This is a genomic window from Streptomyces sp. NBC_00873 (assembly GCF_045207415.1).
In the GTDB taxonomy this organism is placed as follows: Bacteria; Actinomycetota; Actinomycetes; order Streptomycetales; family Streptomycetaceae; genus Streptomyces.
In genome coordinates, this window is sequence record NZ_CP108803.1 from 677495 (window position 1) to 702614 (window position 25120).

At 67.9% G+C, this 25120-nt stretch carries 17 protein-coding genes and 2 pseudogenes; 9 read left to right on the forward strand and 10 right to left on the reverse strand.

Annotated elements, in window-relative coordinates:
• The first annotated feature begins 552 nt into the window (after window positions 1-552).
• From OH809_RS03235 to OH809_RS03270, 8 genes are all read left to right on the forward strand, one after another.
• On the forward strand, window positions 553-951 hold the full coding sequence (locus OH809_RS03235; protein WP_406424211.1) for a hypothetical protein: 399 nt from the start codon (window positions 553-555) through the stop codon (window positions 949-951).
• A 17-nt stretch (window positions 952-968) separates the two neighbouring features.
• Window positions 969-1490 (forward strand): hypothetical protein, encoded by a 522-nt coding sequence (locus OH809_RS03240; RefSeq protein WP_406424209.1) that lies wholly within the window; start codon window positions 969-971, stop codon window positions 1488-1490.
• Window positions 1491-2140: 650 nt separating this feature from the next.
• A complete protein-coding gene (locus tag OH809_RS03245) occupies window positions 2141-2794 on the forward strand; it encodes a hypothetical protein (protein WP_406424203.1) in 654 nt (217 codons plus the stop codon).
• 199 nt (window positions 2795-2993) lie between these two features.
• Window positions 2994-3656: an urease subunit gamma gene (locus tag OH809_RS03250; protein ID WP_406424201.1), complete on the forward strand. Its 663-nt coding sequence runs from the start codon at window positions 2994-2996 to the stop codon at window positions 3654-3656.
• Window positions 3640-5472: an urease subunit alpha gene (locus tag OH809_RS03255; RefSeq protein ID WP_406424199.1), complete on the forward strand. Its 1833-nt coding sequence runs from the start codon at window positions 3640-3642 to the stop codon at window positions 5470-5472. The genes OH809_RS03250 and OH809_RS03255 overlap by 17 nt, the downstream gene beginning before the upstream one ends.
• 71 nt (window positions 5473-5543) lie before the next feature.
• Window positions 5544-6218, forward strand: coding sequence for an urease accessory protein UreF (locus OH809_RS03260; protein ID WP_406424197.1), 675 nt, complete (start codon window positions 5544-5546; stop codon window positions 6216-6218).
• A 25-nt stretch (window positions 6219-6243) separates the two neighbouring features.
• The gene (gene ureG / locus OH809_RS03265; protein WP_406424195.1) at window positions 6244-6939 is read left to right on the forward strand and encodes an urease accessory protein UreG; all 696 of its coding nucleotides are present in this window, start codon (window positions 6244-6246) and stop codon (window positions 6937-6939) included.
• Window positions 6936-7868 (forward strand): urease accessory protein UreD, encoded by a 933-nt coding sequence (locus OH809_RS03270; RefSeq protein ID WP_406424193.1) that lies wholly within the window; start codon window positions 6936-6938, stop codon window positions 7866-7868. The genes ureG and OH809_RS03270 overlap by 4 nt, the downstream gene beginning before the upstream one ends.
• Before the next feature lie 33 nt (window positions 7869-7901).
• On the opposite strand, the gene OH809_RS03275 is transcribed toward OH809_RS03270, so the two are convergent.
• The 4 genes and pseudogenes from OH809_RS03275 to OH809_RS03290 all read right to left on the reverse strand — a co-directional run.
• Window positions 7902-8306, reverse strand: a complete 405-nt coding sequence (locus OH809_RS03275) for a hypothetical protein (RefSeq protein ID WP_406424190.1) — start codon at window positions 8304-8306, stop codon at window positions 7902-7904.
• A 391-nt stretch (window positions 8307-8697) separates the two neighbouring features.
• Window positions 8698-9273, reverse strand: a complete 576-nt coding sequence (locus OH809_RS03280) for a transposase (protein WP_406424188.1) — start codon at window positions 9271-9273, stop codon at window positions 8698-8700.
• Window positions 9274-9511: 238 nt separating this feature from the next.
• Window positions 9512-11710 (reverse strand): M4 family metallopeptidase, encoded by a 2199-nt coding sequence (locus OH809_RS03285; RefSeq protein WP_406425404.1) that lies wholly within the window; start codon window positions 11708-11710, stop codon window positions 9512-9514.
• 334 nt (window positions 11711-12044) lie between these two features.
• A pseudogene (locus tag OH809_RS03290) lies at window positions 12045-12227 on the reverse strand (IS5/IS1182 family transposase); the annotation flags it as partial.
• A gap of 111 nt (window positions 12228-12338) precedes the next feature.
• On the opposite strand from OH809_RS03290, the gene OH809_RS03295 reads away from it, so the two are divergent.
• Complete coding sequence (locus tag OH809_RS03295; RefSeq protein WP_406424186.1) at window positions 12339-12593, forward strand: hypothetical protein; 255 nt, start codon at window positions 12339-12341, stop codon at window positions 12591-12593.
• A gap of 329 nt (window positions 12594-12922) precedes the next feature.
• Here the strand turns inward: OH809_RS03295 and OH809_RS03300 are convergent, their stop codons facing one another.
• The 6 genes and pseudogenes from OH809_RS03300 to OH809_RS03325 form a co-directional block, all read right to left on the reverse strand.
• The gene (locus OH809_RS03300; RefSeq protein ID WP_406424184.1) at window positions 12923-13921 is read right to left on the reverse strand and encodes a helix-turn-helix domain-containing protein; all 999 of its coding nucleotides are present in this window, start codon (window positions 13919-13921) and stop codon (window positions 12923-12925) included.
• 101 nt (window positions 13922-14022) lie between these two features.
• Window positions 14023-14661, reverse strand: coding sequence for a hypothetical protein (locus OH809_RS03305; protein WP_406424182.1), 639 nt, complete (start codon window positions 14659-14661; stop codon window positions 14023-14025).
• The gene (locus tag OH809_RS03310; protein WP_406514832.1) at window positions 14661-18134 is read right to left on the reverse strand and encodes a S8 family peptidase; all 3474 of its coding nucleotides are present in this window, start codon (window positions 18132-18134) and stop codon (window positions 14661-14663) included. The genes OH809_RS03305 and OH809_RS03310 overlap by 1 nt, the downstream gene beginning before the upstream one ends.
• 754 nt (window positions 18135-18888) lie before the next feature.
• Window positions 18889-22626, reverse strand: coding sequence for a S8 family serine peptidase (locus OH809_RS03315; RefSeq protein WP_406424179.1), 3738 nt, complete (start codon window positions 22624-22626; stop codon window positions 18889-18891).
• Window positions 22627-23038: 412 nt separating this feature from the next.
• Window positions 23039-23725: pseudogene (locus OH809_RS03320) on the reverse strand (response regulator); the annotation flags it as partial.
• A gap of 20 nt (window positions 23726-23745) precedes the next feature.
• Window positions 23746-25002 carry a sensor histidine kinase gene (locus tag OH809_RS03325; RefSeq protein ID WP_406424177.1) on the reverse strand — a complete coding sequence of 419 codons (1257 nt, stop codon included), beginning with the start codon at window positions 25000-25002 and terminating at the stop codon, window positions 23746-23748.
• Between the last annotated feature and the right edge of the window lie 118 nt (window positions 25003-25120).

Consider the following 25120-nt stretch of genomic DNA (forward strand, 5'->3'; position numbering starts at 1 on the left):
CCAATATCGCCGGCAGTCCACGAATACCGAAACGTCTCACACCCTACCCCTCTGATTTTTCCAACAAGTTCGGCGCAGACTAACAGGCCCAAACAAGACCCCTTGAGGTTTTGTAACGCCATAAGCCATGGAACAACGAACCAAACATGATCTTGATCAGGGAAACCAGACCTTAGTGGCAAGATCATGACAAAAACGCACAGGACTGGGCAGCCGTCACTGCAGGTCGAAAGAGTCCCACCGCTTGCCAAATGCCGACAGGTTTGCGTGCCGCAGATGAGATCCCACCGCGGGACACCGAGAAACCGATGGATCCCCACGAAGTTTTCCCTTACCCAAGGGGGCGGATAGCTGCCAAGATCACAACAAAAGTGCCGGCGATGGGGGTGGGAAAACCTTCGCGCCACCGATAGAGTCTCGCCGGTTATCGGACATTGAGAGGTTTCTGTGCCACAAGTGAGACTATTCGGACGCAAGTCGCGAAGACGCTGGAATTTGCGGGTCATATCCTTAGCCCTGGTAGGCGGAATTACTGCCTCCGGGTCTTCTTTCTTGCCCTCGACAGCTATCGCTACACCTTCGGCCGCAACGGCCTCGGATCCCGTCGCCGACGGGTCCAAGAGCGAGGAGGAGTACGCGCTAGAGCAGGCGAAGGCCAGCGGCCAGCCGTACGAGCTGACCTCCGTGCGAACGGAATCGACCGACACCTGGGCCCTGCCCGACGGCACCTGGTCGGTAAAGCGCTACAACACGCCGGTGCGGCTGCTGCGGGACGGAGCGTGGATTCCAACCGATGCCAACTTGGTCTTCGCAGCGAACGGCGCTACGTACGCCGAGGTGCTGCCTGGCGTGGATCTCCAACTCAAGGCCGAGATCGAAGGCTTCTCTCAGCTACTGGTCGTCAAAACCGCCCAAGCCGCGCAGAATCCCGAGCTGGCCAAGCCACGCTGAAGTACAAGCTCAGCACCGTGGGTCTGAACGTATCGACCGACGCTGAGACCGGGACCGTAGCCGCCGTGAACCCGGCTGGCCAGACGGTCTTCACCAGCCCGTCCCCGCTGATGTGCGACTCCACCACTATCACCTCTGGCGTCAGCCCTGCAGCTCGCGCTGCCGCAGTGGCAGCGGACAGCACCCCGGCCGATTCCTTCGATCCGGCGCCAGGCGCGCAGGACGCGCAGATGCCCACGACGGTTACCGGCGACACACTGGAGATCAAGCCGGACCAGGCCCTGCTCCAGGGCGCTGACACCCAGTACCCGGTGTTCATCGACCCGTCGTGGGCCTGGGGTGAGAAGCAGAACTGGACCCGGGTCTATGAGCACTACCCGAACACCTCCTTCTGGAACACGAAGGACCCTGTCCGGGTCGGCTACGAGGCCGAAACCGGCGGCTTGGACCGTATCTCCCGGTCCTTCGTCCAGCTCGACACCAGCGACACCAAGGGTGCTCAGGTGAAGAGTTCGGTGTTCCGGATCCGGAACATCTGATCGTGGTCCTGCGATAGTCGGCCGGTCGAGTTGTGGCACACCACCGGCATCACTAAGAACACGACCTGGAACAAGCAGCCCACGAAGAAGTCACAGGTGGACACGGTCGACGATTCCAAGGGCTGGAGCAAGGACTGCGCGGCTGGCAACCTGGAGTTCGACACCACCGACAAGATGAAGGAGGCCGCCTCCAAGGGCTGGTAGAACATCACCCTCGGCCTCTACGCCTCCAACGAGAGGGACACCTTCGGCTGGAAGAAGTTCGACGCGAAGTCCGCGGTCCTGGAGACGAAGTACAACAACCCCCCGAAGACGCCGACGGCCCTGGGCACCAACCCCCGTACCGACTGCAAGGCCGGCGGCCTGATCGGCAACACGCGGGTCAGCCTCTACGCCAAGTTCGACGACAAGGACGCAGGCAACCTCACTGCCGAGTTCCAGCTGTTCAAGTCGGGCACCACCACCGCGTCGGCCACCCAGTCCCTGCCGGCCAACAAGGGGAAAATCACCACCTGGGTGGTTCCAGACGCCACCTCCCCACAGGCAGCTGGACCTGGAAAGCGCGTGCCAAAGACCAGGACAACGCCTACTCCCCCTGGTCCGCGTCCTGTGCGTTCAGCATCGACCGCACCCGGCCCAGCAAACCTCCAGTGATCACCTCCGAGGGCAATAAGTTCCCACCCGGAGACAATGGCTGGCCATCGGCGACCGGCAAGGCCCGTGAGACCGGCAAATTCACCTTCGGGCCCAACGGAGTAGCAGACGTCGACCACTATGTCTGGTGGACCGACTACGAACCGGACATCAACGACGCGCTGGCGGGTGTCCCGGCGTCCGTGAGCCCGCCCGGCTACGGCCCGCACTTCGTCTACGCATACAGCGTCGACAAGGCCGGCAACCGCTCCGACACCGCCACTTATGTGTACTACGCCGGCCGCTCCCAGGAGCGGGACGGCCCGACCGACCTCAACGGCGACGCCAACAGTGATATCTGGAGCGTCGACTCCAACGGCACGCTGCTGACGTACGCCGGACAGGGCAACGCCGACTTCGCCGCGGCCACCAACGGCGGCAAGTTCTTCTCCGGCGCCGGCGTCGACTCGCGCGGCGACTGGGGCCAGGACGGCTACAACGACCTCGTCGCCCTGGAGTACGACGACGTCGAGAAGAAGAAACGGCTGTGGACCTATCCGAACAGTGGAGCTGCGGGGTATGCGCGGCCAGTGCGCCAAGGAACCGGCGGTGCACGGCGTGGACAGCGGATGCATGCCCCGGGCGGACACCCACGCGTTCACGACTCGTGACCGACTGCACCATTCGGCGGGACATCATCCGCTTATGATTCCATTTCACCCTATTGGGGATAATAAAGGGTTTCTCTCTCGTCTCGCTTGCCTTGCCCGTCGATGATCAATCTGCGGTATCCGGCACACCAGCACGCATCACGCTGCCCTCGTGAGCCTTCGCCGCACAGGTCAAGCGATGAGCAGGAAGGAGGACTGCATGCACCTGACTCCTCATGAGCAGGAACGTCTGCTGGTCCATGTGGCGGCGGATGTCGCCCAGCGGCGCCGTGAGCGAGGGCTGCTGCTGAACTATCCCGAGGTCATGGCGCTGTTGACGACGCACGTGTACGAAGAGGCACGGGTCGGCGCGACGGTGGACTCGGTCATGGAATCCGGCCGCCATGTGCTGGCGCGCAACGAAGTCATGGAAGGCGTCCCGGAGATGATCGCCAGCGTCCAGGTCGAGGCGACGTTCCCGGACGGGACGAAACTGGTGACCATTCACGATCCCTTCGACGAGCCGGCCGAGGACGTGGACGTCCATCCGGGCAAGCTGGAGCTTCTTCCGGACGACGAGGAATTCGCGGTGGCGTTCAACAAGGGCCAGGAGCCCGTGGAACTGCCCGTGAGCAACCCCTCGGACCGTCCGGTCCAGGTCGGCTCCCACTTTCACCTCGCCGAGGTCAACGAGGGTCTCGTCTTCGACCGCGATGTGGCACGCGGCATGCGGCTGCACATCCCCTCCGGGACGTCGGAACGCTTCGAGCCCGGTGACAAGCGCACCGTGTGGCTGGTGCCCATCGGGGGGGACCGCATCGTCAGGGGACTTCAGGCCGGGAAGAGCGAAGAGGAGATGCACCTCGATGGGCAGTCAGACTGAACAGCCTCCGGGCCCGTTGCAGCGGTCCGATTACGCCGACCTCTACGGTCCGACGGCCGGCGACCGGGTCCGGCTCGCCGACACCGACCTGGTCGTCCGGATCGATGCGGACTGGTGCGGCGGGCCCGGCCGCAGCGGCGACGAGATGATCTTCGGCGGCGGCAAGGTGATCCGCGAGTCGATGGGCCAGTCGCACATCCCGCGGGACGATCACCGCGCACCGGTGGACACGGTGATCACCGGTGCGCTCATCCTGGACCACTGGGGCGTGGTGAAGGCCGACGTCGGTCTGCGCGACGGGCGGATCCAGGCGATCGGCAAGGCGTACAACCCCGAGACGATGTCGCCGGCGCCCCACAACGACGCACGTGCGTCGGACTTCGTCGTCGGGCCCGAGACGGAGGTGATCTCCGGCAACGGGCGGATCCTGACCGCAGGCGGTGTCGATACCCACGTGCACTTCTTGTGCCCCGGGCAGATCCACGAAGCACTCGCGTCGGGTGTGACCACGCTGATCGGCGGCGGCACCGGGCCTGCGGAGGGCAGTACGGCCACCACTGTGACGCCCGGCAAGTGGCACCTCCAGCGGATGTTCGAGGCGCTGGACTCCTATCCGGTCAACATCGGGCTGCTCGCCAAGGGCAGCACGGTCTCAGAGAAGGCGCTGCGCGACCAGGTCGCCGCCGGCGCTCTCGGTTTCAAGATCCACGAGGATTGGGGTGCCACGCCCGCGGTGATCGACGCGGCGCTGAGGGTCTGCGAGGAGACCGGTGTCCAGGTCGCCCTGCACGCCGACTCGCTGAACGAGTCCGGGTTCGTGCGCCACACACTCGCCGCGACCAAGAAACGCTGCAAGACCACGGAGATCAAGTACCGCAGCTTGCACGTCTTCCACGTCGAAGGCGCCGGCGGCGGTCATGCACCCGACATGATCAGTTTGGTGGGCGAGCCGAGTGTGCTGCCCGCCTCGACGAATCCGACCCGGCCCCTGACGGTCAACACCGTCAAGGAACACGTCGACATGATGATCGTCTGCCACCACCTCAATCCCGAGATCAAGGCGGACATGGCGTTCGCCGACTCGCGGATCCGACCCTCCACCATGGCTGCCGAGGACCTGCTGCACGACATGGGCGCCATCTCGATGATGTCCTCCGACGCGCAGGCCATGGGGCGCATCGGCGAGATGATCATGCGGACCTGGCAGACCGCGCACGTCATGAAGTCCCGCTACGGACACCTGCGCGAGGACGACGCCAAGGCAGACAACTTCCGGGCCCGGCGCTACATCGCCAAGTACACGATCAACCCGGCCATCACCCACGGCATCGACGACGAGGTCGGTTCCGTCGAGGTGGGCAAGCTGGCGGACCTGGTGCTGTGGGAACCGAAGTTCTTCGGTGTGAAGCCGCACATGGTCATCAAGGCAGGCCAGATCGCGTACGCGCAGGTCGGTGACGCCAACGCCTCGATTCCGACGCCGCAGCCGTTCCTGCCGCGTCCGGTGTGGGGGTTCAGTGGCCGGTCCCCGAAGACCAACTCCTTCAACTTCGTCTCGGAGCCGGCCGTCGACGGCGAGTTGTCCCGGATCGGCCTGCTCAAGCCGCTGCGCGCGATCAAGTCCACCCGCGAGGTGACCAAGGCCGACATGGTGCACAACGACGGCCTGCCGGAGATCGTCATCGACCCCGACACCTTCGACGTCACCATCGGCGGTGCCACCACCTCGGACGTACGCACCACGGTGGACGGGCAACTGATCGGACGGCACTACGCCAGCGAACTCCCCATGGCCCAGCGGTACTTCCTGTTCTGATCCCCCTCGCCGGCCCGGCCGCGCCTTCTCGCCGGGCCGCCTGTCCCTGTGAAAGGCGGGCCGCTGACCTCATGAGCCGTGCTGCCCTGCTCGTCCTGGCCGATGGACGCTTTCCCGCCGGTGGGCATGCCCACTCCGGCGGTATGGAGGCCGCGGTCGCCTCTCAAAGCGTGTACGACACCGCAAGTCTGGAGGCGTTCTGCCGGGGGCGCCTGCACACCGCCGGGCTGACGGCGGCCGGGCTCGCCGCCGCAGCGGCCACCGGACACGACCCCCTTGCCATCGACGAGGCCGCCGACGCCCGTACGCCCATGCCCGCGCTGCGGCAGGTCGCGCGCAGGTTGGGCCGACAGATGATGCGCGCGGCCCGTGCCACCTGGCCCTCAGCCGACCTCGACCGGCTCGCCCGCGACCGGCCGCAGGGAGCGCACCAGCCGGTCGTCCTCGGCGTCGCGGCCCGCGCCGCCGGCCTGACGCCTTTCGACGTCGCGCAGTGCGCCGCGTACGAAAACGTCAGCGGGCCGGCGACCGCGGCGGTACGGCTGCTGAGCCTCGACCCGTTCGACGCGACCGCCCTACTGGCACGGCTCGCCGGTGAACTCGACGACGTCGCCCGATCCGCAGCCGACGCGGCTGATCGGGTCGCCGCCGACGGTATCGGCGTGCTGCCCGCCGCGTCCTCTCCGCTGCTGGACATCACCGGCGAGCAACACGCCGCCTGGAGCCTCCGTCTCTTCGCATCCTGACCTGCCTCTTCCTGCTGGAGCCACCATGCACCTCGACCACCCCACGACCATGCCCCACCGCTACACCTTCAGCGCCGATGCGTTGCGTCCCGACGGCAGCCGCCGCGCGCTGCGGGTCGGGCTCGGCGGGCCCGTAGGCTCAGGCAAGACTGCGACCGTCGCCGCGCTGTGCCGTGCGCTGCGGGACCGGTTGTCCATCGCCGTGGTCACCAACGACATCTACACACGCGAGGATGCCGAGTTCCTGCGCCGCGAGGCTGTGCTGCCGCCAGATCGGATTACCGCCGTGGAGACCGGTGCCTGCCCGCACACCGCGATCCGTGACGACATCTCCGCCAACCTCGAAGCGGTCGAGCAGTTGGAGCAGACGCTGCAGCCGCTGGACCTGATCCTCATCGAGTCCGGAGGAGACAACCTCACCGCCACCTTCTCGCGCGGACTCGTCGACACTCAAGTGTTCGTGATCGACGTGGCCAGCGGCGACGACATCCCGCGCAAGGGCGGCCCCGGCATCACCACCGCCGACCTCCTCGTGGTCAACAAAACCGACCTCGCGCCGTATGTCGGAGCCGACCTGGACACCATGGCGGCCGACGCGAAGAAGCAGCGCGGCGCTCTGCCGGTCGCATTCACCAGCCTCGCCTCGGCCGACGGGATCCGTCCGGTCGCCGACTGGGTCACCGGGCGTCTTACCGCGTGGCGTGCCGGGGCCGCCGCGTGACCGGCACCACGCAACTGCCGGCCGCGCCACCGACACCGGCCGGGACCCGACCGAAGGCCGAAGGAGGCGCAACGGACAACGGGCTGCCGGACGAGGCGCCCTGTGCGGTTCAGGCGCACACGCCCGGCACCCACCCGACCGTCCCTCACCCCACCGGCGTCCGCGCCACCGCCCGTATCCGAGCCGCCCACAACGGCCGCGCCACGACGCTCCCGCTTCTGCACAGCGACGGTCCCTTCCACCTGCGCCGGCTGCGAACCCGCGACGGGCAGGCGCGGGTCAGCGTGATCGGGGCCATGAGCGCACCGCTCGGCGGGGACCGCCTCGCACTCGACATCGTGGCCGAAGCGCGAGCCGAACTGGAGGTGACCACGGCAGCCGCCACCATCGCCCTGCGCGGCTCCACCACCGCCCCCGCCACCTACGACGTCCGGCTCACCGTCGGCGAGAACGCATCCCTGAACTGGCTGCCGAAGCCGTTGATCAGCACCCGAGGCAGCACCCTGCACCAGTCCTACACCGTGGAACTCACCTCCACCTCCCGCCTGCTGTTGCGGGAGGAACAGCTCCTCGGCCGCACAGCGGAGCCCCCCGGTCATCTCTCCACCCGCCTGACAGTGCGGCGCGACGGCCGACTGCTCCTTGACCAGCACACTGCCTACGGTGGCCCCGCGCCAGCGTGGGACGGCCCGGCAGTCCTGGGCGGGCACCGCACCGCCGGACAACTCCTCGTCGTGCACCCCCAACTAGCTGCAGACCAGAAGCCGTTTCTCATCGGTGACGACCCAGAGGAGGGATGCGCCGTCCTCACCCCTCTCGCCGACGGGCCAGCACTGCTTGCCACCGCCGTCGCACCCACACCAGCCCACCTACGCCGCATCCTCGACACGGCTCTCGCACACGTCCTGATCGCGCAGGAGACTGTATGAAATCCGGCACCTCTTTGCATCAAGCGGCGGCGATCAGGGAAGTGCCGAAAGAACCGACAGACCCGATAAACGCTGTAGAGCCGCATCAGCGCCGAACAGGCAGCGGCGTGTGCAGCTCAACCGGCACTCCCCATCGTTGGGCCCGTCTTCCGCAGGAAGCCCGGCGTCGAGCCGCGCCTTGCGGCGGGCGGCTGTCTCACTCCGCCACACGCAGGTCATGGCCTCGCCGTGAAGGATGTTCGGATTCGTCCGGTCGAGCAAGCGCTCCACGCTCCTGTCTGCGGTGACGACGCGTCCGGCGAACCGGGCGCGCGTCCGTACGCGGTGGCGGTACTCTTCGGCGGCGGGGCCGGAGACGTGTTCGCCCCCCAGTAGCTGGGCGTCCTGTTCGTTTTGTTCCAGCACCATTTCCAGGGTCTCCAGGTGGATGTCGTCCATCCAGGAGGAGTCGTCCCGGCCTAAGGGTGGAGTCGCACATCAAAGTCGCCGTCCAGTGGCAGAACGCATCAGCCGGGGACGACGGAACGTTATGTTCTTGCCGCGGAAGCCTGGACAAGACTGCGTCTGGCTATCCAGCGTTACCAGTTGGTTCCCGAAGAGAGTCGCAACGACGAGGTTCGTCAGCCTCCGATAAGGACCGTAGCTCCGGCCAAGGCAGCTGTGACGGCTGCGGGCGCCCATCTCGTTGCCGATCACGACCTGCACGGTGTCCATCCCCAGCACGAACGCAGCAGGACGGCCCTCGTTCTCGTTGCCCGAGTGGCTCGCGTTCACCCCGCCGAAAACAACCGGGGCGAGCCGCCTGCCGAGCGGCTGCTGTGGGTCACCGTCAGCGCTTGGCGTCTGTCCGCGCGCGGGGCGGATCTGATCGAGCCAGAGCTGGAAGGCAAGCTCTCCACGCCAGTTCCGCAATACGTCCGGCCGCTCGCCGGGCCGCCGGAGACATCCGGCGCCTGGGCCGACCTCGATACCCGGCAGCGCGGGGCCTGGCTCGACCTTGTCCGGGAGAGGGCCTGCCGGCGCTCGCTCCATGACCGGCCGGCTGGGCATGCGTACGAGCTCGGGCGGCCAGTTGGGGCAGCATGCTGCGAGCGGCGCCGCGGTCGGTGCCATCGGCCGGAGTGACCCAGAGCATCAGCAGCAGGTCGAGACTGTCCACGATCACGTGCCGCTTCGATCCGTTGATCTTCTTGCCGCCGTCGTACCCGCATGAGGCGGAGGGCACCGACGCGGCAGCCTTCACCGACTGCGCATCGATGATTCCCGCGGTCGGCTCCGCCCGGCGGCCCTCTGCGATGCGGACTCGCCCGCGCAGCCGGTCGTGGAACTCCTTGACCCGGCCGTGCTCGCGCCACCGGCGGAAGAACGCATAGACCCGGGCCCAGGCGCGGAAATCGATGGGCATGGACCGCCGCTGCGAGAGGTTCGGCCTCTCGCCGGCCGGGCGGGCTTACCCGCGGTCGCGTACGAACTCGACGAAAGCGGTCCATGGACTGCCGCCAGTCCCGACCACGGGGGCGAGGACAGGCACGAGCCTTCCGGTGATCGCTGAGCTCAGAGAACTCCGCGATCACCGCGGCTCGTGCCTGCTCTTCATCCGGGGCACCTTCCGATCGCCGGTGCGCTCCTACTGCCGGACGCTCTTAGAAGATGAGCTTCCAGCTGTCGATGTAGCCCGTGTCGCCGCGGTACATGTCCTGGACCTGGAGCCTCCAGGTGCCGTTGGCGACCTGGCTGGAGGCGTCCACCGTGTAGGTTTCGATCACGTTGTCGGCCGAGTCGGACAAGTTGCTCTTCTTCAGCGGGTACAGCATGCCGTCGGGGGCGACCAGGTTGATGACCAGGTCACCGCGCCAGGTGTGCTTGATGTCCACGCCCACCTTGAGGTCGCTCGGCGCCTGGCCCGAGAGCCCGGTGACGTCGATGTCCGAGAAGACCGCGGCGCCCCCCCCGTCCGGGATCGGCACGTTGGTGGTGTTCTCGACGATGCCCCTGGCGACCTTCCAGGTGAAGGTCGCCGTGGTGGTGGAGTTCATGGAGCTTCTGACGGTGACGGTGACGTTGCTGGTGCCCGGCGTGGTGGGGGTGCCGGTGATGAGGCCGGTGAAGGGGTGGAGGCTCAGGCCGTCGGGGAGGCCCTCGGCGAAGTAGACGGGGGTACCGGGGTTGAAGCTGGTGGCCTGGATCTGGAGGCTGGCGGGGGTGTCGACCGCGCTGGTCTGGGCGCCGGGGTTGGTCAGCAGGATGCCGTCGACGATGCGGGGGCCGACGTTGATGGCGGCCCAGGCGTTGGCGGCGTTGATGTAGGTTTCGCTGCCCAGCCCGTACAGGTCGGCGGCGGCCTGGAGGGTGGCGGTGCGGGCACCGGCGTAGTCGGTGGACGAGGTCATGTAGGTGGTGAGGGCCTTGTACCAGATCTTGGCGGCGGCGTCCCGGCCGATCCCGGTCACCGGCAGGCCGTCGGAGGTCGGGGAGTCGTAGTTCACGCCGTTGACGGTCTTGGCGCCGCTGCCCTCGGAGGCCAGGTAGAACCAGTGGTTGGCCGGGCCGGAGGAGTAGTGGACGTCGATGGAGCCGAGGCCGGAGTACCAGGCGTCGGCGGACTTGCCGTCCTGGGAGGGCTTGTCCATGTAGCGCAGCGGGGTGCCGTTGCCGCGGATGTCGATCTTCTCGCCGACGAGGTAGTCGCCGGGGTCGTCGGCGTTGTCGGCGTAGAACTCGACGGCGGCGGCAAAGATGTCGGAGGTGGCCTCGTTCAGGCCGCCGGACTCGCCGCGGTAGATCAGGCCCGCGGTGTTGGAGGTGATGCCGTGGGTCATCTCGTGGGCGCCGACGTCGATGGAGGTGAGCGGCTTGTTGTTGCCCATGCCGTCGCCGTAGGTCATGCAGAAGCAGGCGTCGGACCAGAACGCGTTGACGTAGGCGTTGCCGTAGTGGACGCGTGAGTAGGCGCCGACGCCGTCGTTCTTGATGCCGTTGCGGCCGTGGACGTCCTTGTAGTAGTCCCAGGTGAGCTGGGCGCCGTAGGCGGCGTCCACGCCGGCGGTCTGCCGGTTGCTGGTGGTGCCGTCGCCCCAGGTGTCGTCCGGGTCGGTGAACAGCGTGCCGGTGCCTGAGCTGCCGCCGTTGAGGTCGTAGGTCTTGTGGCCGCCGCGGGTGGCGTCGGTCATCGAGTAACTGCCGTCGGCCGACGTGGTGCCGATGGTGACCTGGCCGGAGTACATGCTGTCGCCGACGCCGGTCTCGATGCCCTGGTACTCGAAGAGCTTCTTGCCGGTGGTGGCGTCGGTGATGACGTGCAGTTCGGAGGGGGTGCCGTCGGCCTGGGTGCCGCCGACCACCGTCTCCCAGGCCAGGGTCGGGGTGCCGGACGCGGCCCAGACGACCTTGCGGGCGGTGCCGGCCGTCGCCTTCGCGACGTGCTTGGCCTTGGCGCGGCCCAGCGCGAAGGTCTTCGCGGAGCCGGCGCTCTTGGCCGCGGTGGTGGAGGCGACGGTGATGGTCGCGTTGGTGGCCTTGGTGACGCCCTTGGCGGAGCCGTTCGCGGCGGTGTGGACGACCAGGTCGCCGCCCAGGACCGGCAGCCCGGCGAAGGTCCGCTCGTAGCGGGTGTGGAGGCTGCCGTCCGCGTCCTTCAGGACGGACTTGACGATCAGCGCCTCCTTCGATCTCAGGTGCAGCGACCTGGCGGTCGCCGCCCGGGACTCGTTCGCCGCGGCCAGCAACTCGCCACGCTGCGACGGCGACAACTGCACCGGCAGTGCGCCGGCGCGGGCCTTGGCCGGGGCCTGGCTCGTGGTGCTGGCGGTGGCGACACCGGACGGCAGCGCGGCCGCGATCATCGCGGCGCCGGCTATCAACGCGCTCGCGGCGACGGTCTTTCGGGGGGATCGAGTCACACGGAACTCCTTCTGCGGCGGCCAGGTGTGTACGGCCGGAGTCAGCCGGGCAGGCGGGGGTGTTGCCGCCCGGTAGAGCTGGAGGTGCGAGTGGGTCGGACGGTGTCCGACGTGATCGCCGCATCGCGTGGTGCGCGTGCGTTTGCAGGGTGCTCTGCGACGACTGGTTGGAAGCGTGCCAGCTTTGATGGGGACCCGTCATGTACGCGTCGCCAACTTGGCCGAAATCCGTCGATGATCGATCTGTGGCGTTCGTTGGACTACCCGGCAACAGGCGTCACTTGAGCCTCTTGGTGGTCGGGCAGCCGTCCCAGCGGTAGAGCTGGGTGGCACGGCGGATGACCATACGGAGCGTGACGATCGTGGCGGACAGGTAGAGGGAGAGGCAGACGACCTGGCTGCGCTTCTCGGTGCAGCGTCGGAGTTTGCCGAAGCCGTTCATCCATGCATGACTGGGCTCGAACTCCCTTGTTCTCAAGCTGCGTTGAAAAAGTGTCGCCACTGCCCAACGCAGCTGCGTGACTACGAAGATGCAGGTGATCGTGGCAACCTGAGACAGGAGATACCACTCATGACGAACAACGCATACGATCCCGCACGCGGATGGCGGCTCGACCGGATCCCCGGGCGGCGCATCCGCCGCATCGAGAACCCGTACGAGACGGCCCCGGCAGCCCTGGAGCTCCCGCTGTGGATCGTCCGGGACGGCGAACACCACGGCGACGGACGGCTCCGCATGAGCCTGGCCGAGGCGGAACAACTGCACGCGGAACTGTGCCTGGCCCTCGCGAACGAAGCGACCGCCGGGAAACCGGCCTGCCGGTGAGGAGGGGGCCGCGTCTGTGCGGTCCCGCCCGGCTCCACCCGGGGGACCCTGCGCAGGGCCTGCACATACAGCCGCGAAGACGGTGCGCCGTCACGGCGGATACGTCGTCGGCCTGGCCTGCGGTGAGGGCCGGCGGAAGGGTGGACCGCCCGCTGATCAGGTGGACCTTCGTGCTCAGCCGCCCGGGGCAGCGTCCAAGTGCGCGATCGTGCCGGGCCCATTCCGACGCCCCGTTATGTGACCCGCATCGAGCGAGGCCAGGGGTGCTGAGCGCGGGGTGGGGTCGGCGGCGCTCCCAGGTACGACCACGCGCCGCAGTGTCGGTGGCCTCATATGATCCGGTTGCCGTCTCGCTCGGCTTCGAGCCAGCCCAGCCGGGCCGCCTGGAAGCCCAGCTGCATGCGATTGTGCACCTTCGCGCCGTCCATCAGGTACCGGATCCGGCGCTGCACCGTCCGCAGGGAGGTGCGCAGTTGGGTGGCGATCGCTTGGTCGGTGAGGCCCGTCAGCGACAGGCTGAGGATTTGTGCATCCAGGTCATCGATGGCGGGCGCGTTCCCCAAGGTACCTGCAGTGGTGACAAATTGCATCGCCCTCTCCCATTCGGACTCGAACAGTGCTATCAGCGCGTCGAGCAGGCTGCTCTCGTGTATGAGCAGGGCTCCCGACTTTGCGGCATTGGCTGAACCGATGAGCGGAACAACGGCGAACTCGCGGTCCACGATGAAGAGTTTCAGTGGCAGCGTCTCAGCGATTCGGACCTCCTCTCCTGCGGCCCGCGCCTGGACGATCTCGTCGAACGACGGGGCTCCCCCGTCGAGCATCGCGCGTTCGAGTATCACGCGGTAACGCACACCGCGCGCGATGACCGAGCCGTCGGTCATGTTGCCGGTCGAAAAGACCGGCGCCTTCGCGAAATTCATGACCTCTTTCCGTGCGCCGAGTTGTATGCGCCCGACGCGCTCACGGATGGCCTCGCTGCCGTGGATCACGTCGACGACGTCCGCGACGCCGCGCCCGAGGGTGGCCGCGCGATAGATCTCGTCGAGGGAGTCGAGTTCGAGTTCCGCCAGCTTGAGCTCGTTCTGTCGCTGGACCAGGACGGCCCGTAGTGCCGCCGCCGGCGGGGAGGCCACGAACCGGGTGGTGTCCCCGAGGCTGCGCGCGGCGAGCCCACGGTCTTCGAGGATGCCGAGGACGCGCACCACCTGGCGGGCGTCGCAGCCGACGAGTTCGGCGAGTTCGGCGGAAGTGGCGGAGGCTACCGAGATCAGGGTGTGGTAGGTCTCTGCCTCTTCGGGGGTCAGCCCCAGCACGTCTGACAGCATGATGCTCCTCCACGAAATCGCGAGAGACGGCCGGGGCGAAACTCACGTCTCGCCCCGGCCGCGACCCCCTCCAGGTTGGTTCACCGCTTCAGCGGTTCACCTCAGCGCAGTTGGTACGCCTTGGGAATCGTCTGCTTGACGGTGTCCCCCGCACTGTCGGTCGCGGTGATCCGCAGTCCGACTCCTCCGGGAGCCTCGTCACGCTTCGGGTGCTTGATTTGCGCGGTGAACGTGTTCTGCCCGTCGGCCTTGGTCATTGCCGGCTGCCAGGTCTTGCCGCCGTCGACGCTGGCCTCGACCCGCAGCTTGGTCACGGTCGGTGGCTTGCTGAGCCGATCCTGGTAGTAGCCGGTGACGGTGATGGGGTGCATGCCGTCGGCCTTGGCGGTGTTGTCCAGTTCCAGGCCCAGGTCGTACCGCAGGAAGATCAACGGCTCCGGACGGCACGCACCTGGATCCTTGACGATGGCGTCCGCGATGCACGGCTGCGACGTCGGCGCGTCAGGCTTGGTCGGCCGGTCGGACGTGTACTCCCACACGGTCTTGACCCCGTTGGTTTCCGCCTCGTACGAGTAGCGGGCTGATTGCGCAGGCAGGTCATACACGATGACGTCAGCACTACCGCAACCCGCCACCGCAAGCACCGCTACGGCTGTCAGCGCCGCCAGATTCACTGTCCGGCGCCACCTCGATGGCGCGGTCGCGTTCATCGGACCGGTCTCCTTCCTCACTTCGGTCATCACTGCTTGCTCCCCGACACCAGGTCCGGCGCGTTGCCGGGCTCGCCGAGCTGGAAGGCGAACTCGAGCGGGACGAGCCGTTGCTCGAGTTCGTCGCCGGCCTGGTTGGAGAGGCTGACGTCGCAGGTGGTACAGGTTTGCATCCCATAGAGGAGCGGGAACAATGGCGTTTCGTTGGCCATGCCGATCACGGCCTGGCGAGCGCCTCCGCTGCCGGTCAGGTACATGGTCGGCCAGAACCGGTCGGCCTCCCGGCAGCCGGCGCACGGCAGGCCGGCGCTGCTGGTGAAGCCCGACTTGGTGCGGACCTGGGGCACCGCACCGGGCAGGGACGGACCCGTGCTCCAGTCGATCGTGTTCTTCCTGTCGAGCGCCAGGTCCTGAGTTTCGCCTGCGCCCGTTCCACTCAGCACGGACGGCGCGATGTAATGCCTGGTGGCCAGCTCAAATGTGTCGACCGCGTTGTCGTCCCGCGTGACCCACGTGGTGAGCTGCCGTTGGCTGGCCGGCTTGGGCAGGTCCATCTCCGCTACAACCGGGCCGGCGTCGGTGGTCCGGCTCCAGCCGAAGTAGGTAGTCACCCCGGGCCGGTCAGCGTGGATACGGTGGTCGACACGGTCGAGCTCCTCGGGCAGGACCTGGTGCGGCAGGCTGGCGGGGATCCGACCGCTGGTGCTGAACGTCAGCGCGTAGCTCTTCGACACCTCGCTGTTACCGCCGAGTTCGACCTGGACGCCGGGCTTCGCCCCGTCCCCGATCCGCTGGATCAGCGTGGCGGCCCCGGCCGGGGGTACGGTCACGATCGGCAACGCTGCGTACGGCTCGACCGGCGGGCAGCCGTCCGGACCGTTCCCGCACTGGTAGTTCCGGGTCCCGTACGACTCCAGGGTGACCCGATCGGTCCCGCCGGCCACCAGCACCCCGACCGCACCCGCCGCGGCAGCCGCCGCGGCAGCCGCCGCCACTCGCTCACGGAGTGCGGTGAAGTTGCAGGTCGTCTTGCAGATGTCGGTCGGCCGCAACAGCACCAGCGCACCCTTCGCGTCGACCTTGGCGAGCTCCTCGGCCGAGCCGGTGCCCGCGTAGACCACGGGCTTCTGCCCGTTGGTGGGCAGTCGGGGGATCGTCAACCGCACGGAGCGGACCTGGTTCTTCCCGTCTTCCTTCCATCCCTGGGTCCCGCCGTGGATGGAGGTGTCCGGCGTCGCGTAGCGGGCGTCCAGGTCGAAGGAGTCACCGTTTCCCGTGACCTTCATCGTTACTGACGGCGGTACCAGGACATGGCGGCTGTTGAAGGTGAGCGTGCCGAGGCTCACCTCGCTGGTCGGCAGTACCCACCAGTTCGGTTCATCGGGACCGTATTCGGTGCCCAGCGCTCCGGCAAGCCCCCAATTGCTGTCCACAGAGGTCCGCTGGTATTTGAAGGCCGCGCGGTATGTCTCCGTCGGCTCCGTGGCGTTCACCCTGACCGGCTTGGCCTTCCGCAAGTCCAGCTCCACCGTGGTCGCCCCGGTGATCTGCACCTGCGGTGCCATCGGTGCGGCCCGGTGCAGCTCACCGGCCGCGTCCCGCCACGACATCGCGAGGCCCGCCGCGACCGTGCCGGCGAAGACCCTGGCCTTGGTCGTCTCGCCACCCGGTGCCACCATCGCGTCCTCGTAAAGGCCCAGCTTGTCCTCGTTCATCGGGACGATCAGCGCGTTGCCGTACCGGATGTCGGTGGCGCCGGCCGGAGGAATGACCTTGATGGTCAGGTCGTGACGGATCGGCTCCAAGAACGCCGAGAGCCGCGACGTTCCCAGCGTCGTCCCCGTGCTGTCCTTGGCGGTCAGGGCGCCTGTGTATCCGCCGTACTGCCCGGCACCTTCCGCCACCTTGCCGTCCAGGGTCACCGTCACGTCGGCCGACCCCTTGGCGGGCACGGTCACCTGGTCGGCGCTGAGCGTGAGCAGCCCCGCCGGCGCGGGCTTGCCCGAGGAGGAGGCCGAGGCGGAAAGCGTGAGCGTGATCGGCTCGTCGGTCCAGTTGGTGTAGGTGACCGTCTTGGACGCCGACGAGTGCGGGTATTCGAATCGGCCGAAGTTCAGGTTCCCGTCCGGGATGATCTTCGGATCGATCGCACGGGCCACGTCCACCCGGCCGGCGCCCTGCGAGTACAGGTCGTGCCCGAGGTCCTTGGCGGTGGCCATCAGCAGCGCCTTGATCTGCCGCCCGGTGAAGTCCGGGTGCTGCTGGGCGATGATCGCCGCGGCGCCGGCCATATGGGGGGTGGCCATGGAAGTGCCGCTGGCGGTCGTGTAGTAGTCGTCCACGGTCTTACCCATCGCGGTGCCCTTGGCGCGGGCGGCGGTGATGGCGACGCCCGGAGCCGCGATGTCCGGCTTGGCCCCGCCGTCCCCGATCCGAGGTCCGCGGCTGGAGAAGGGGGCCATCTGGTCGCTCTTGTCCACGGCCGCGACCGTCAGCGCCTCGTCGGCGGAACCTGGCGACCCGACCGTCTTGGCGGTCGGGCCGTTGTTGCCCGCGGCGATGACGAACAGGGTGCCGTAGTCCTTGCTGAGCTTGTTGACCGACTGGCTCAGCGCGTCCGTTCCGTCGGAGGGCGGGCCACCGAGGCTCATGTTCACCACATCGGCACCGGACTTGGCGGCCCACTCCATGCCGGCGATGATCCCGTCGCTAGGGCACGAGCCGTCCGGACCGCAGACTCTGCCGATGAGCAGCTTCGCACCAGGCGCCACACCTCGACGCAGCCCGTCGGAGGCCTGTCCGGTGCCGGCGATCGTGGACGCCACATGGGTACCGTGTCCGTGTTCGTCCACCGGACCCTTCGGGCTGTTGGTGAAGTCAACCGCCTCGGCGATCCGGTCGGCGAGATCGGGGTGGGTGGCATCGATGCCGCTGTCCAGCACCGCGACCTTCACGTTCGAACCGTCATAGCCGCGGCTCCAGGCGGCGGGCGCGCCGATCTGCGGTACGGACTTGTCGAGCTGAATCTTCGCCAGCTCGTTCAGCCACACCTTTTGCACTCCGGCCAGCGGACCGGCGGCCCGAGCGGCGGAGGCGGACTTGCCGGCGCTCTTCTCCCGTACCTCTCGCCACCACTGGCCGTTGCCCTTGATGGTCATCGAGCGGGCGTTGATGCTCTTCAGGACGCTCTTGGCCTTGGTACCGGCGGCGGTGGGCGCCGTCCGGGGGCTGGTCTTTCCGGTGTACGCGGCGATCGCCGGGACCTCACCGGTCGTACCCTCGGCCGCCCAATCGGCCAGCTTGGCGAGGTTGAAGAGCTCCCAGTCCAGCAGGTCGGCACTGAGCAGCGGCAACGCGTCGTCCGGGACGACGTAGAGCTGGCCGCTCCTGGTGATGGTTTGGAAGAGTACCGACTCGTTCCCGGGCCGCGGCGCCGGCTCGATCTTGTGGACAACCGGCTTCCCGTCCGCGGTGAGACCGATCTGCACCTTGTCGCCAGTCACCAGCGTCAGTGACAGCTTTGCCCGAGTTCCGGCGGCAGCGCGGAGAAGGTCGCCGTCGACCGAAGCGGGCTGGATCTGGTTGAGGGCTGCAGGGGTAGAGGGGGCGGGGGTTGGGCTGACGGCAATCGCCGAGGGGGTCGATATGACCATCCCGATGGCGGTGATGCCAACGACAGAGGCGGCCAGTCGGCGCCCAAAACGCCTCATCGCCAGGCCTCCTGAAATACCATTTTTTCGGTTTCGCCGTGAATGTGGCGAGGTGGATGCATGAGTGCCTCCTGCTCGTCGCAACAAAGAAGTACTTGCCGTATCAGCAGATACTTTCGGGCTCAGCACCGACCGAGGCAACTGATTGAGCGTGGCGGATTTCTTCCATGTCGCAAACCCGCCACAGCAATTGACCGGGAAATCGGCGAGGAACGCCACGCCGCCTTGCTGATGCTGGTCGGGCGCGCCGGAGTACCACGTCGAGACGTACGCCCGGTGATCCAACCCGAAGGATTCATGGACAGGAAAATGCCGCCGGCGCCGCGTTCAAAAATGTGGCGCTGCGCCGAGATGCGGTGTGTCAAGCAGGCGGGTACAGACGTCGAGAACTCTCGGACATGTCCGGCGCTTTCAAGGACTTTGCTGATTTTTTTCGGCAATACGGAGTCTCGACGAGGTATTTGATTGCCAGTACAACGGGGTGCGCCCCTGGCGCGAGGGCGTGCCTTGCGCCAGGGGTGCGGTCGGAAAAGGTATGCCGTGAGCGTCAGCGCACGGCGTAGGCCCTGATCAGCGTCTGCTCGATCTTGCTGCCGTTGGTGTCCTGTGCCTTGACGCGCAGGGACATGTAGCCCTTTGCCGGGTTGTGGACGGACACCTTGTAGTGGCCGTCGCTCTTGGTCTTCACCGTCGCGGGGCTCCAGGTGGCACCGTCGTCGGTGGACATCTCCACCTCGACCCCGTCGATGTCCGGGGTGGCTGCGGTCTGGAGCGCGAACGCCAGGTCGAAGTCGTAGGTGTTGCCACCCTTGGCGGTGTTCTCCGCATCCAGGCCGAAGCCGTACTTCGGCCAGAGCAGCGCCAGGTTCTCCTCCCCGCTCACCGGCCGGGCGGACCTGAACGTCCATGCGGTGCTGGTCTCGGTGGACAGCGGGAACCACGCCGGGTGCGACGTGTCCATGGTGATCCGGTAGGCCGCCGGGTCAGGGCTGACCGGCAGCATCATCATCGCGCGCGTCGTCTCGGTGAGGAGCTTCTCGTCCTGGTACACCCGCACCATCGCCTTGTCGGACGCCGCGCCGAACCAGCCGAAATGCTCCGGTTCGCTGTCACCCATCTCCGGCACGATGAGGGTCATGTCGTCGCCCTCGCGGACCGCGCGGGTGTTCGCCGGTCCGGCCGGGCCGTTCGCCGCGCCCAGCCAGGTCTCCTCGCGCTGTTCGCCCGGGCTATAGGTACGAAGCACGTCATTCATGCGGCGGGCGATGTTGGTGGGGTCCGGGAAGACTGCGTGGGACCATCGCATGTCCTTCAGGGTCGGCCACCTGTTGCCGGTGGAGGACCACTCCTCCCGGTCCAGCGGCCCATCGATGAACTCCACGATCTGGACGATGAGGCGCTCCCCCGGGCGGACCACCGAGCCGGTCTCGCCAAGTTTGGTGCCCTTGGTGCTGCGGTAGTGGGACTTCACCACGGCCGAGTTCTCCGCGGTGACCGCGTCGGTGGGGTCGGCCGGAATTTCACCGGGAACCATGAGAGCGATGTTGTACACGTACGGGCTGTTGGCGATGCCGTGCACGTTGATCTGCGTGGGACCGTCGGCCATCCGGTCGAGGAGCACCGCGCCTTCGTCCCGGGTGAGGGTCCAGGCCGGGATGGCGGTGCGGGCGACGAGCGGCACACTGGCGTAGAAGGAGCCCGGCTGGTCGCCGACGATGATCACTCCCTTCGCCCCGGCATCGGCCACGGCGGCGATCTGGTCGGCAGTCTCCCGGGTGGCATCGCTGGTGACGACCGCGAGCTTGCCACCGAGGTCCTTGCCGGCCAGGTCCTCGGGCCGTCCCTTGCCGGCGTTGACTGCCCGGAGCGTGCTGGGGCCGTCCAGCCGGGCCGCATTGAACACTGGCTCAAGCGGGAGCGCGCCGGCCTGCCCGGCAATGGACGCCCGGATCGCCGGGGCGTACCTGCGCTGCTGGAAGTTGAACTCGAAGGTGCCGTTCGTCACCGGCGCGGTGGGCACCACATAGGCATGATCCCAAATCGCGCTCGACATGATCTTCATGAAGTCAATCCCGTAATTGCCGGGGAGTTGCTGACGGTACCCGAGTCTGTAGCCGTTCGGCTCCGACTCCTTGGGCGTCGCGACCTTGACCTCCTTGCCCAGCCGGGCATCCAGCGTGATCGTCTTGTCCGCCTTCAGTTCCACCATGGGGTCGCCGGCGAGGGTACTGTCCAGGATCTCGACTCCGGCCTTGTCCCGCGTGTAGACGACACCCATGACCGAGTAGCGTCCCAGCGGCACTGCGACAGTCGCCGTTCCGTCCCGGAGGGAGGGCTGAAGCATCTCGTCTTCGTCCAGGTCGAACACGACCACGTCGGTGCCCTGCGCCGGGTTTCCGTTCCGGTCGATCGCGTTGACGGTGAGGTCGACGGTGGGCACCCCCTTCGTCGCGCCGACGGTGGTGCGGATCGCGGAGCCGTCGGGCGCGGTGGCGGTGACGACACCTGTGTAGTCACCCAGGACGCAGAGTTCGGGGTGGTAGGTCACCGTCACGCTCGCGGTGGAGTTCGCCGGGACCGTCACGCTGTTGGCGCTGAGCGTGAACGTGCCGTCCGGTGCGGGCCCGGTCTCCCCGGAGGCGGCCAGGCGGAGCGACAGCGTCTTGTCCGCGCTGGACGTGTTGACGTAACTGACCGTCTTGGTGACCGGCGCGCTCTCGGCCGTCGACTTGCCCATGCTGACGACAGCGGGGCTGGAGTAGACGGTGGCGTCGATCGCCTTGGGCACGTCGACCCGGCCGCCGCCCTGCTGGTAGGCGGTGTACGAGCCCTGCTTGGCGGTGCTGACCAGCACCTGCTTGAGCCGGTCGGCGGTCCAGTCCGGGTGGCGCTGGGCGAGGATCGCCGCGGCGCCGGCCACGTGCGGGGTGGCCATCGAGGTGCCGTTGGCCGAGGTGTAGTTGGCGTCGACCGGGCGACCCATCGAGGTGCCGGCGGCGCGCGCGGCGACGATGCCCACGCCCGGTGCGGTGATCTCCGGCTTGACCGCGAAGTCGCCCTTGCGCGGGCCGCGGCTGGAGAAGCCCGCGAGCAGCTCCGACTTGGACACCGCGCCGACGGTCAGCGCGGCGTCGGCGGCACCCGGCGAACCCACGGTCGACTTGTCCGAGCCCTCGTTGCCGGACGCGATGACGAACAGCGCGCCGGAGGACGCGGTGAGCTCGTTGACGGCCTGGCTCAGCGGGTCGGTGCCGTCACTGGCGACCGGCGAACCCAGGCTCATGCTGACGACGTCCGCACCTTCGGCCACCGCCCACTCCATGCCGGCGATCACCCCCGACTCGGGTCCGAATCCGGCGTTGTCGAGGACCTTGCCGATGTACAGGTCGGCGCCCGGCGCCACACCCTTGTACTTGCCGCCCGACGCGGCACCCGAGCCGGCGATGGTCGAGGCGACATGCGTGCCGTGACCGTGGTGGTCGACCGCGTCGGGGTCGTCGGTGAAGTTCTGCGTCTTCTTCACCTGCCCCGCCACATCGGGGTGGTTGGGGTCGATACCGGTGTCGAGAATGGCCACCTTGGTGCCGGTGCCGTCGTACCCGGCCGCCCAGGCTTCCGGGGCGCCGATCTGCGACACACTCTGGTCCAGTGTCACCTTGACCGGCTTGTCGAGCCAGAGCTTCTTGATGCCGCCGGCGAGCTTCGGTGCGGTCGTCGCGGCGGCGCTGTCGTCGTCGACCGCCTCCCAGAACGTCGCCGCCTTCTTCTTGCTCGCGCGCAGTGCCACCGCGTTGGCGCTGGGCAGCTCGTCGGCCTTCACCGAACCGGCCGGCGCGGCCTGCTTGAGCGCCTTGCCCGCCTTGCCCGGCGCGCCGGCGTAGGTCGCGATCAGCGGCACCGCGGGGCGGTGCGCGTCGTCGTAGCCGTACTCGACCAGCTTGGTGACATTGAACAGCTCGCGGTCCAGCTCGTTCGCGGCAAGGTACGGCTGTGCCTTGTCCGGGATGACATAGACCTCCTCGCCCACCCTCATGCTGGAGAAGCCCGCTGGGGTGCCGTCAGGTGTGGGCGCGACCGTCGCCGCCTGGAAGCCGCCGGCGTGACGCTCCAGCGTCACCACCTCTCCCGTGACGAGAGTGAGCTTGTGCGTGGCGACAACCGGGCCGTCCTGCTGCGGCTGGGCAGCCTGAGCGGCCGACGCGACCGGTGTCGCTGCGGCGACGGGCAGGGTGCAAAGCGTTCCGGCGACACAGGCCGCGGTGAGCACCCCCAGGGCCGTACGCACTGGACGGCGTGTCAGCCGGTAGGCTATGGAGGTGGTTGAGCGGGCTGAGGATCTGGTCGACCCAGCCCGTCGTGACTGTCTCATTGAGGCGATGACCTTCTCTGAGAGGGAATGAAGGCGCGCGAAAGCCACGCGGTCGCGGGAATTCGGCGCCGCGTCGGATCACTGCATTCGGATGCGGTGTGTGGTTGTGCTGCACTTTCAGGTGTGAGCGGTGCAGCAGTATCAGGACGGCGGACCGCGTGCCGTGTTGCGGCGTCGGCCATGGGCCGCCGCTGTGTCAGCTCGGTGGTGTGGCAGGGGAACCTCGCTGCGCTGTGGGGTCCGGAAACTCGGGCCGGCCGGAGGGGTTGGGCGGATCTGCAGGATTCGGTCGTGCGGTCGGCGGGGTGGGGCCGGGCAGAGGCTCGGGGATCAGGCCGTGGGCCAGTGCCGCCGTCACGGCGCCGGTGCGGCTGTCCACCCCGAGCTTGGCGAAGACACGGACCAGGTGGGTCTTCACTGTTGCCTCGCTGATGAACAGCGCGCGTGACACCTGCCGGTTCGACAGTCCCTTCGCGAGCAGGACGAGAATCTCAGTCTCGCGTGGGGTCAGTGTGGACTGCGGTGCCCGCCTGCGGCCGAGCAGCCGAGTGGCGACGGGCGGAGCCAGCACGGTCTCGCCGGCCGCGACGGCGTGCACTGCGGAGATCAGCTCCTCGACCGGCGCATCCTTGAGGAGGTAACCGGTCGCACCCGCCTCCACGGCGGCAAGGATCTCGGCGTCGGTTCTGTAGGTGGTGAGGACCAGTACCCGGGGCGGGGCCGTCAGGGCCCTGATCCGGCGGGTGGCCTCGACACCGTCCATGCGCTCGCCGCCGCCTCGCCCGCTGCCGGTCGCATCGGCGGTGACGCCTGACACCTCGTCGGTACCGCCGCCCATGCGCAGGTCCATGAGGACCACGTCGACCTCCGTCGACCCGGCGACCATTCGCAGCGCCTCGCCGCCGTCCCCCGCCTCACCGGCCACCACGACCTCGGGCACGTCATCGAGCAGCGCGCGCAGGCCACGGCGCACGACCGGGTGGTCGTCGACGATCAGCACGCGTACCTGCGCCATGGAGGCGGTGTGCGGTGCGGTCACGACGTCACCCCATTCGGAATCGGCAGGCTGGCGGCGACCGCCGTTCCCTCGCCGATCGCGGACTCGACGGTGAGCGCGCCGCCCAGCTCCTCTATCCGCTGGCGCATCCCGAAGAGCCCGAAGCCGCCACGGGAGTCCTGCAGGGGCAGCTCCGGATCGAAGCCCTTGCCGTCGTCGAAGACATCGAGCGTCACCCGGTCGTCCAGGTAGCACAGGCTCACCACGCACCTCTCGGCGTGCGCGTGCCCGCGCACATTGGCCAGCGCCTCCTGGGTCAGCCGCAGCAGCGCCACATCGCACTCGGCACCCAGCGGGTACGGCTCCCCGTGCAGATGGAACGCGGTGCTGAGACCGTCCTCGGCACTCCGGTCGACCAGTCGGCGCAACGCCTCGGGCAGGGGCGTCTCGACCAGGGGCGGCGGGCTCAGTTCGTACAGGAAGCGCCGGCACTCGGCGAGGTTCGCCGTGGCGACCTCGGTGGCCGCGGCGGTCCGCTCCTGCGCCAGGGATGCGTCCGGCGGCAGCGCGGCGTAGGTGGCGCGCAACAGCATGATCACGCTCGAGAGGCCCTGCGCGACCGTGTCGTGTATCTCCCGGGCCAGCCGCTGGCGTTCGGCGAGCCGGCCGGCCTCCCGCTGCGACTCCGCCAGCGCTTCCCGGGTGACGATCAGCTCAGCGATGAGCGCCTGGCGGGCCTGGCTCTCCCGGTACAGCGACTGGTACCCGAGCACCGGCATCGTGGAGACCAGCGCGCCCAGCAGCGGTCCGGCCACCTGGGGGATCCCCAGCGTGCCGGCCTCCGCTCCCTTGGCGGCGATCACGATGACGGTCCCCAGAGCGACGGCCACGACCGCCAGCCGCAGCGGCAGGACCAGGACATACAGTGCGAACAGCGGGAACCCCAGCCAGCCGAACCCAGCACTGAACGCCATGAGGCAGGTCCACACCGCGGTCAGCGCGCCAAGCCAGCGCAGCACACGGCCCGGGTTCCCTCCGGTCGTGCCGACGGATTCGGTGGGTTCCTCGCGACGTCGAGAGCCGGCAGGCCTGGCAGGGCCGGCGAATCCCACCGCGTACGTGGCGGCGAGGAGCACGGACAGGGCGGCCACGATGGACGTGTCGTGGTTCGACACAGCCGTACCCGGACCGATCACGACCACGAGGGCCGCAACGAGCGAGGAGACGAACAAGCCGTTCAGCGCGTGCCGTAGCGTCGGCGGCATGGCGTGCGCCGCCCCTCTGGGCTGCCCCATCCTCATCCGCGCCTCACTCCCGGTTCACCTCATGCGGTCACCGCAGACACTAAGCTGTGCACCGGCTCGGGGTCGTGTCCATCGTTTGGTTGATCCGAGATAGCGCCTTATCCCCCTA